At 67.1% G+C, this 6948-nt stretch carries 7 protein-coding genes; 5 read left to right on the top strand and 2 right to left on the bottom strand.

The genetic code is table 11. The annotated features are described in order from the left end of the window. On the bottom strand, positions 1–215 hold a 215-nt coding region (locus VFG33_RS31620), incomplete at its 3' end, for a hypothetical protein (RefSeq protein ID WP_325056654.1). A 252-nt stretch (positions 216–467) separates the two neighbouring features. Between VFG33_RS31620 and VFG33_RS31615 the strand changes: the two genes are divergently transcribed. The 5 genes from VFG33_RS31615 (at position 468) to VFG33_RS31595 (ending at position 6347) form a co-directional block, all read left to right on the top strand. Beyond that, a complete protein-coding gene (locus tag VFG33_RS31615; RefSeq protein WP_325056653.1) occupies positions 468–1475 on the top strand; it encodes an endonuclease/exonuclease/phosphatase family protein in 1008 nt (335 codons plus the stop codon). 109 nt (positions 1476–1584) lie between these two features. After that, positions 1585–3267, top strand: a complete 1683-nt coding sequence (locus VFG33_RS31610) for a sodium:solute symporter family protein (RefSeq protein WP_325056652.1) — start codon at positions 1585–1587, stop codon at positions 3265–3267. Positions 3268–3289: 22 nt separating this feature from the next. Beyond that, positions 3290–3574 (top strand): hypothetical protein, encoded by a 285-nt coding sequence (locus VFG33_RS31605; protein WP_325056651.1) that lies wholly within the window; start codon positions 3290–3292, stop codon positions 3572–3574. Positions 3575–3672: 98 nt separating this feature from the next. Continuing rightward, entirely contained in the window at positions 3673–4572 is a 900-nt protein-coding gene (locus tag VFG33_RS31600) for a hypothetical protein (RefSeq protein WP_325056650.1), read from the top strand. Further along, a complete protein-coding gene (locus tag VFG33_RS31595; RefSeq protein WP_325056649.1) occupies positions 4572–6347 on the top strand; it encodes a GMC family oxidoreductase N-terminal domain-containing protein in 1776 nt (591 codons plus the stop codon). The genes VFG33_RS31600 and VFG33_RS31595 overlap by 1 nt, the downstream gene beginning before the upstream one ends. Positions 6348–6397: 50 nt before the next feature. On the opposite strand, the gene VFG33_RS31590 is transcribed toward VFG33_RS31595, so the two are convergent. Next, positions 6398–6948: nuclear transport factor 2 family protein (locus VFG33_RS31590; RefSeq protein WP_325056648.1), on the bottom strand; the 551-nt coding region annotated here is incomplete at its 5' end.

Below are 6948 nucleotides of genomic sequence, written 5' to 3'. Positions count from 1 at the left end.
ACCGCGAAGATCAGCGGCATCCCGGACCAGGACAGCCAGACCGCCTCCAGCGGCTCGCGGACGGGGTCGCCCCGGATCAGCGCGACCACGATGCAGCCAAGGGTGAGGAGCACCATCAGCGCGAAGATGACGCCACCGACGTACAGCATGGCGGTGGTCGGTTCGAGTCGCTGCCTGCTGACGACGAACGGCTGGGCGGCCTGCGTGTCCGGCATAAGAGGCATTGTCCGCGCCCGGAGGGTCGCGCGCCAGAGGCCGTACTGCCGGTCCGGGGGCCGCCTCCCGAGACCCGGGCGCGAGTGCTGATGTTGCCCTTGGCAATTATCGGCTGGCGAGGGCCGCGTGGACGGAGTACGGGGTCCGAAGAGGTACTCATTTCGGTCAATCGGTCGTTCGATCGGATGAAATCGGCGTCCGCTGGGGGCCGCCGACTTTGGTACGGACCCCGAGTCCGTAAGAATCGCTGCATGTCCGACCGCCAGACCGTCGTCGCCCGCCGGAAGCCACGGCGCCACTCTTCGGCGCACACCGCCGCCCGGCGGCAACGTCGGGCCGGAAAATGGCGTCGCGGCTGGGTGATCGCCGTGCTCGCGGTGCTCTCGGCCCTCCCGCTGCTGTTCCACCGCTGGGTGCCGAACTCGGTCGGCAACCTGGGCAGTCTGCTGGACACCTTCCTGCCCTGGGTCGGTGTCGCGGTCCCGATCCTCGGCGTGGCAGCCCTGGTACGCCGGTCCGCGACGGCCGGGGTCGCGCTCCTGGTGCCGGCCGTGGTGTGGGGGGCGATGTTCGGGCACCTGCTGATCCCGGGCAAGGGTGGTGGCTCGTACGACCTGCGGGTGCTGTCGCACAACGTCGACGCGGCGAACCCGGACCCGGTCAAGACGGCGCAGGACCTGCTCGGCGCGGACGCGGACGTGATCGCGCTCGAGGAGATCACCACCGCGGACCTGAAGATCTACAAGGCGCAGTTCGCGAAGACGTACCCGCATGTGGTCGCGCGCGGCACGGTGGCGCTGTGGTCGAAGTACCCGGTGGAGGAGAGCCAGTCGGTCGACGTCGGGTTCGCCTGGACCCGGGCGCTGCGGGCGGAGGTGAGCACGCCGCAGGGGAAGGTCGCGTTCTACGTCGCGCACCTGGCCTCGGTCCGGGTCGGAACCAGCGGGTTCACCTCGGACCAGCGCAACGAGACGATCAAGGAACTCGGTGACACGATCGCGGCCGAGAAGCTCGCCGGCGTGGTGGTGATGGGTGACTTCAACGGTACCGCGAACGACCGCAGCCTGGCCCCGATCACCTCGAGCCTGCGCTCGGCCCAGGGTGCGGCCGGTACCGGCTTCGGTTTCACCTGGCCGGCCAAGTTCCCGATGGCGCGGATCGACCACATCATGGTCCGGGGCGTCGTCCCCACCAACGCCTGGGTGATGCCCCCCACCGGCAGCGACCACCGCCCGGTCGTCGCCGAAATCCGCATCTGACCCACCGGGAGTTGTTCGGCGCGGCTCAGCGGGAATGTGTCGGGCTGCAGGAGTAACGTTCTGCAGCGGTAACAACACCTTGCGTCACTAACGACGATGCGGAGGGCCGATGCTTACGCAAGACTCGATCCTGCGGCTTGATGCCACGGCAATCGACTACATCATCATCGCGCTGTACTTCACTTTCGTCCTCGGGATCGGGTATCTGGCCAAACGTGCTGTCTCGAACAGCCTGGACTTCTTCCTGTCCGGCCGGTCGCTGCCGGCCTGGGTGACCGGTCTGGCCTTCATCTCGGCCAACCTGGGCGCGATCGAGATCATGGGCATGTCGGCGAACGGCGCCGAGTACGGCATGCCGACGGTGCACTACTTCTGGATCGGCGCGGTGCCGGCGATGCTGTTCCTCGGCGTCGTGATGATGCCGTTCTACTACGGCTCCAAGGTGCGCAGCGTGCCGGAGTTCATGCTGCGCCGCTTCGGCAAACCGGCCCACCTGGTGAACGCGATCAGCTTCGCGGTCGCCCAGGTACTGATCGCCGGCGTCAACCTGTTCCTGCTGGCGACCATCGTCAACGTCCTGCTCGGCTGGCCGATCTGGCTCTCGACGATCCTGGCCGCGGTGATCGTGCTCAGCTACATCACCCTCGGCGGACTGTCGGCGGCGATCTACAACGAGGTGCTGCAGTTCTTCGTGATCGTGGCGGCTTTGTTGCCGCTGACAATCATCGGGCTGCACAAGGTCGGCGGCTGGCAGGGCCTGATGGACAAGGTCACGGCCGCTCCCAACGGTGGTTCCGAGCAGGTGCACGCCTGGCCGGGGAACCAGCTGAGCGGCTTCACCGACAACACCCTGTCGGTGCTCGGGCTGGTGTTCGGTCTCGGCTTCGTGCTGTCCTTCGGTTACTGGACCACGAACTTCGTCGAGGTCCAGCGCGCGATGGCCAGCAAGAACATGTCCGCGGCGCGGCGGACCCCGATCATCGGCTCGTTCCCGAAGATGTTCATCCCGTTCATCGTGATCATCCCGGGCATGATCGCGGCGGTCTCAGTCCCGGAGCTGATCGCGTTCAAGACCAACGGCGGCGGGGAGGTCGACTACAACGATGCGCTGCTGTTGCTGATGCGGGACCTGCTGCCGAACGGCATGCTCGGTCTTGCGATCACCGGTCTGCTGGCGTCCTTCATGGCCGGTATGGCGGCGAACCTCAGTTCGTTCAACACGGTGGTCAGCTACGACCTGGTCGAGCGGTACATCGTCAAGGACCGCGATGACGCGTTCTACCTGCGGACCGGCCGCTGGGTGACGGTCGGCGGCACGCTGATCGCGATCGGCACAGCGGCGATCGCATCGGGCTACAGCAACCTGATGGACTACCTGCAGCAACTCTTCTCGTTCTTCAACGCGCCGCTGTTCGCCACCTTCATCCTCGGTATGTTCTGGAAGCGGATGACCGCGACGGCCGGCTGGATCGGCCTGGTCAGCGGTACGACGACAGCGGTGATCGTCTTCATCCTGTCCGAGAACGGCGTCATCGATCTGCCGGGTCAGGGCGCGAGCTTCGTCGGTGCCGGCGCCGCCTTCGTGGTGGACATCCTGCTCAGCGTGGTGATCAGCCTGATGACGAGGCCGAAGACGGACGAGGAGCTGAAGGGGCTGGTCTACTCGCTGACGCCGAAGGAAGATCGGACCGAGGTGGCCCAGGTGGGCGACCATGGCTGGTACCGCAAGCCGACCCTGCTGGCCGGGATCTCACTGGTCATGGTCATCGCCCTGAACATCATCTTCGGCTGACCTCCCGGAAAGGAGAACTGAGATGGCTGAGCAGCAAGAGAAGAAGAAGGCCGGTGCGTTCGACATCCGGGTGGTGATCGCGCTCCTGATCGCGATCTACGGGCTGGTGCTGACGATCCTCGGGATCATCGCCGACCCGGCCGAGGTGGACAAGGCCGACGGCATCAACATCAACCTCTGGGGCGGGATCGCGATGCTCGTCTTCGCCGCCCTCTTCATCCTCTGGGCCCGGCTGCGGCCCATCGTCGTACCGGTCGAAGAGGCGGCCGCGCAGGCCTCGGCCGGTGAGTCGCCGCCGGGGAAGTGACTTGCGGCACCGCAGGTCGTTGTAGGACCAGTGGTGCCGGTGGTCTCTCGCGGAGGGACGCCGGCCCGTCGGCCTCGTCCCACTGCGAAGGACTTGTGATGCCTGTAGCAGATCCACCACCCCTGTCCCGCCGGGCGTTCCTTGCCCGCATCGGCGTTCTCGGCGCAGCGCTCGGGGGAGGTGGACTGCTGGCGCGCAGCATGCTCGCTCCGGCCGACGCAGCCACCAATCCGCTGCTGCCACCGGCGGTGGACCTGATCCGGCCGGTCCTCGCCGAGCTCGCCCGGGACACTCTCAACGGCCTCACGGTCTTCGCGATGCCGGGTCCGGACGCCTACTCCCGCACCCAGGGCACCCTGAGCCGTACGCCGGGTGCGCTGGAGGCCGGTGCGACCGACTTCATGATCAACGCGCTGGACCACTTCGTGCCGTTCCCGGATGCGATAGCACAGCCGGTCGGCGCCGCGCTGGTCACCGGCCTGGCCGACTCGGGGATAGCGCTGCCCGGACTCGACCTGTTGCCTGTTGAGCTGCGGAGTCTGGATCAGTCGCTGGCGGCGTACCTGCAAAGTGATGCAGCGTTGCCGTTGTCGTTCCCGATCGCCGGGCTGCTCAACCTGATGGCGACCCAGGTCAACCCGCTGGCCGTGAACGGGCCGCATCTGTCCCCGTTCGCGCGCCTCACGTACGCCGAGAAGGCCGCCGCGTTCGAGCTGATCGAGAAGACGGACTCCGATCTGGTCGCGCTGCTCGACGTGCAGTTCCCGGAGCCGCTGAAGGGCTCGGTCTCCGGGCTGCTCAAGTTCGTCGGCGGCGCGCTGATCGAGTTCGCGACCTTCGGCGCGTACAGCGAGTACGGCGTCTTCGACCCGGACACCCGGACGCTGCGGAAGCGTCCGGTCGCCTGGACGCTGTCCGGCTACCAGCCGAACGGTCCGGTCGAGGGCTGGGACGACTTCATCGGGTACTACCAAGGGCGGATGGAGGTGCACGACTGATGCGCGACGTGATCGTGATCGGGGCCGGTGGCGGCGGGCCGGTGGTGGCCAAGGAGCTGGCCGCGAAGGGGCTCGACGTCCTGCTGCTGGAGGCCGGACCCCGGCACGCGAAGCCGCGGGAGGAGTGGACCACCTTCGAGGACGACGCGAACAACCCGCTGACCGGGTACTTCCGGCTCGGCCCGACCGACCGGTCGAAGCCGGCCTGGTACCGCGAGTGGCCGCAGAACTCCTTCGTCTGGCAACTGTCCGGCGTCGGCGGCACCACCCAGCACTTCTACGGCAACTACCCGCGCGCGTATCCCGGCGTCTTCAAGGGGTACGACGGTGCCGACCGCAACGGGTACGACGTGAACCACCGGTTCCCGTTCACCTACTCGGAAATGGTGCCGTACTTCGAATGGGTCGAGGCACTGATGCCGGTCCAGACCGCGGCCATGGGTCACAAGGAGCAGATGTTCTTCCGGGGCGCCGAGACGCTCGGGTTGCCCGTGCAGACCACCAAGACCACGCACGAACCGTCGTACCGGCCGCAGGAGAACGCGATCCTGCAGCCCGGTGGCACGGCCGGCAAGACGTCGGACAAGAACCTGCTGAACTACCCGCAGGCGACCGGATGCACCTTCTGTGGTTACTGCTTCCAGGGCTGCATGCGACCGAACGGTGCCCCGCGCAACCAATTCGCGAAGCGCTCGACGGACAACAGCTACGTACCGATGGCGTTGACCGCGAACGTCTGGGCCCGGGGTGGCAAACCGATCGAGCTGATCGCGGATGCGTATGTGACTCGGGTGCACACGGAATCGCGGCACGGAGTACTGACTGCGTCCGGGGTGACCTGGCGGGACAACGTGTCCGGTGAGGAGCACCGGGAGGACGCCCGGATCGTGGTGATGTCCGGGGGTTGTACGGAGAATCCGCGGCTGTGGTTCAACAGTGGGCTGCCGAACCCGAACGGCTGGGTCGGGCGCGGGTACACCGATCACTTCTTCGACTGGATGATCGGGTCCTTCGACGAGTACACCGGTAATCCGAAGGGGGTGGGATCCAGTGCGCGGCTGGACTACCCGCCGTACGGGGGACTGGAGAACGTCGGCCTGCCGCCGGCGCTGAGCGCCTTCGGCGGGACGTTGTCGGACAGCGGGATCCGTGGGCAGTACAAGAACGGGCGCGGCAAGACCGGGCCGTGGGACGGTCCGGCCGGGCGCGTGATGGGCCCGGAACTCAAGGAGTTGATGGCCGGCGGTATCGACAAACTGCTGACCGTGCTGGTGATCACCGACGACGACGTCGAAGCGCAGAACAGGGTCACCCTTTCGGCACTGCCGGCCGACGAGAACGGGCCGATCCCGAAGGTCACCTTCAAGCAGCGGAAGCGCACGAAGCGGACGCTGAAGAACCGCGAATTCATGGCGCGCAAGGCGGCCGAACTGCTGCGTGGCGCCGGAGCGAAGACGGTGTACAGGGTCGACTGGGCGCCGCTGATCCTGCACGTCCAGTCGTCGATGCGGATGGGGGAGTCGGAGCAGAACTCGGTGCTCGACCCGCGCGGTGAGACGCGTGCGGTCAAGCGGTTGTTCATCGCCGACAACTCGGCGCTGTCGAACGGACTGGGCGGCCCGAACCCGACGCTGACCAGCCAGGCGCTGGCGACCAGGACCGCGGAGAAGATCTTCCAGACGTACTTCGACGGCGATCCATGGGTGCGAACCGATTCGCCGGTGGTATCGACGGATCCGCGCATCAGCGTGCGGCTGGGCCAACTCGGCCTCTGACCGCGACCCCCCGTTTGCGCCGGCGCGCAGATCCATCGTTTGGATGCTGGCTATGGGCTGGGGAGCGATCGCGGTAGCCCGAACGATGGGAGGACGCTGTTTTCGAAGCGGGTCATGGCGCAGATCCGGTCGCCGGTGAGGGTGAGGACGTAGAGGCCGGTCCCGTGGCGGATTCCGTTGGCGGCGCGCAGGTAAGCCCCGAACGCCGGCTGACCGTTGGCTCGCGTTGGGACGAGGTCGAACCGTCGACCTGCGCGGAAGATGCTGGCGCAGAAGCGGGCCACGACATCTCGGCCCTCGTATTCGAAGGGCATCGGTGGCATCGACATGAAGACGTCGTCGGTGAGCAGGGCCACCAGCGCGTCGAGATCGGCAGACTCCCACGCGCGGACAAATCTCGTCACGAGCGCATCCTCGGCAAGTGAGCCGGAGGCGGGCGGCGGTTCGCGGTCGTCGGCGGTGGGACGGTGTTGCAGGCTGGCGCGCGCCCGCTTGAGGGCGCTCTTGACCGACTCGACGCTCGAGTCCAGCATGTCGGCCACCTCGTTCGCGTGGAATCCGAGGACGTCGCGCAGGATGAGCACGGCGAGCTGGCGAGGCG

The organism is Kribbella sp. (assembly GCF_035687465.1).
GTDB lineage: Bacteria > Actinomycetota > Actinomycetes > Propionibacteriales > Kribbellaceae > Kribbella.
Note: the sequence above shows the minus strand (reverse complement) of the source record. Positions and strands in the feature narration are given on the sequence as shown.

What these genes read in the sequence shown, in the direction of transcription:
- VFG33_RS31615 (WP_325056653.1), top strand. Translation starts at nt 468, where the DNA reads ATGTCCGACCGCCAGACCGTCGTCGCCCGCCGGAAGCCACGGCGCCAC.
- VFG33_RS31610 (WP_325056652.1), top strand. Translation starts at nt 1,585, where the DNA reads ATGCTTACGCAAGACTCGATCCTGCGGCTTGATGCCACGGCAATCGAC.
- VFG33_RS31605 (WP_325056651.1), top strand. Translation starts at nt 3,290, where the DNA reads ATGGCTGAGCAGCAAGAGAAGAAGAAGGCCGGTGCGTTCGACATCCGG.
- VFG33_RS31600 (WP_325056650.1), top strand. Translation starts at nt 3,673, where the DNA reads ATGCCTGTAGCAGATCCACCACCCCTGTCCCGCCGGGCGTTCCTTGCC.
- VFG33_RS31595 (WP_325056649.1), top strand. Translation starts at nt 4,572, where the DNA reads ATGCGCGACGTGATCGTGATCGGGGCCGGTGGCGGCGGGCCGGTGGTG.